We start from the raw sequence: 2,037 nt of genomic DNA, 5'->3' as shown, positions 1-2,037 counted from the left end.
GGCCCATGCAAAATGCGTCCGCATTTTGCATGGGCCCGGGGGAGGGATGGGGAGGGGGTAGCGCCCGCGATACAACCGCCGACGTCCATATAAACCCGTAGGGTGGGGCTTGCCCCACCACCAACGACCAGAAACGCCCGCCATAGCTACAAACCATACGCCAACCGCCGCCCAATCTCCCACCGTTCTTCCCCCTCCCCTGCAGGGCGAAGCCCGCAGCGGGACTGGAACAGCTCGCGCGTAGTGCGAGAAAGGGCAGGGGAGGGGGTAGAGGCAGCAATCCAAACCCCATTGCCGTTTCCGCACAAAACACACCCGCAGCACGCCAACACCAAAACAAACACCCCAAACCATCACACAAGCCCGCCCGCAAACCATCCCGCCAACACCCGCATCCACACCAAAACAAACGAGGATACCAACATGAAAACCCTGCACATCTGCTCCGAACTCTACCCGCTCGTCAAAACCGGCGGCCTCGCCGACGTCCTCGGCGCCCTGCCATTCGCCCAACACCAGGCGGGCATGGACGTGCGCGTCGTCCTGCCGCTGTACCCCAGCGTCGCCGAAAAAGTGGGCGAAACCGGCCACGTCGGCTGGTACCACACCTTTGCAGGCGACATCGAAATCCGCTACGCCGACTACCACGGCGTCGGCCTCTACCTCATCGACGCGCCACACCTCTACCGCCGCGACGGCAACCCCTACCACGACAGCCACTACGCCGACTACGGCGACAACTACCTGCGCTTCGGCCTGCTCGGCTGGGTTGGCGCCTCGCTCGCCGCCGGCGCCGACAGCTGGTGGAAACCCGACCTCGTCCACGGCCACGACTGGCAAAGCGGCCTGGCATTCGCCTACCTGCAAGCCTGGGACATCCCGGTCAAAACCGTCTTCACCATTCACAACATCGCCTACGCCGGCATCTTCAGCGGCCACCACCTCGCCGAACTCGGCCTGCCCGCCTATATGTACGGCACCTACGGCCTCGAATTCTACGGCCAAATGTCCTACCTCAAGGCAGGCCTCTACTACGCCGACCACATCACCACCGTCAGCCCGACCTACGCCCGTGAAATCACCGAACTCGAACACGGCTACGGCTTCCACGGCCTCCTCGGCGAACGCGCGGCACAAGGGCGGCTCAGCGGCATCCTGAACGGCGTGGACGACACCATCTGGAACCCGGCAACCGACCCCAACATCGCCAAACCCTACCAACCAAACCATATGCAGGGCAAACGGGTGGACAAACACACCCTGCAACAAACCTACAACCTGCCGACCGACGACAGCGTGCCGCTCTTGGTGATGATTACCCGCCTCACCGAACAAAAAGGCGCAGACCTGCTCTTGGGCGCCGCCGAAACCCTGCTGGCGCGCCCGCTGCAACTCGCCGTCCTCGGCACCGGCTCGCCCGATTTGGAGGCCGCCTTCCGCGACCTGGCCGCGCGCCACCCGGACAAAGTCGGGGTGCGCATCACCTACAACGAAGCACTGTCGCACCAAATGATTGCGGGCGGCGACGTCATCCTCGTGCCGAGCCGCTTTGAACCCTGCGGCCTGACCCAACTCTACGGCCTCAAATACGGCACCCTGCCGCTGGTACGCGAAACCGGCGGACTAGCCGACACCGTCGTCAACACCCAGCCGGACACCCTCGAAAACAAAACCGCGACCGGCTTCACCTTCCGCGACGCGACCCCGGACGCGATCATCCACACCGTGGGGCGGCTGCTGGAAAGCTGGCACGACGCCAAACAATGGGCGGGCATCCGCGCCACCGCGATGGCACAAGACTACAGCTGGCACAAAGCGGCAGCGGCCTACGAAGCGCTGTACAACAGCCTCTGACCCGCCCCGCTTGCCGAACACTTCATCCCTGCGCGACCCCGGTCGCGCTTTTTTATGAGCGGGTGCGGCATCAACCCCGCTATTCTGTTATATAGCCATCCACCGAAAGCCTCATACGGTGTTGCGTCGCCTGACCAGGCACCCTAAAAAATGGCGGAGCCATTTTTTAGGGAAACCCGCGCC

At 63.5% G+C, this 2,037-nt stretch carries 1 protein-coding gene; it reads left to right on the top strand.

Annotated elements, in window-relative coordinates; translation table 11 throughout:
* Positions 1 to 423 precede the first annotated feature (423 nt).
* Positions 424 to 1,854: a glycogen synthase GlgA gene (gene glgA / locus Q0349_RS04735; RefSeq protein ID WP_298079729.1), complete on the top strand. Its 1,431-nt coding sequence runs from the start codon at positions 424 to 426 to the stop codon at positions 1,852 to 1,854.
* Positions 1,855 to 2,037: the final 183 nt, after the last annotated feature.

The sequence above is a fragment of the uncultured Cardiobacterium sp. genome, assembly GCF_938028185.1.
Taxonomy (GTDB): domain Bacteria; phylum Pseudomonadota; class Gammaproteobacteria; order Cardiobacteriales; family Cardiobacteriaceae; genus Cardiobacterium.
This window is presented reverse-complemented; position numbering and strand designations above follow the sequence as displayed.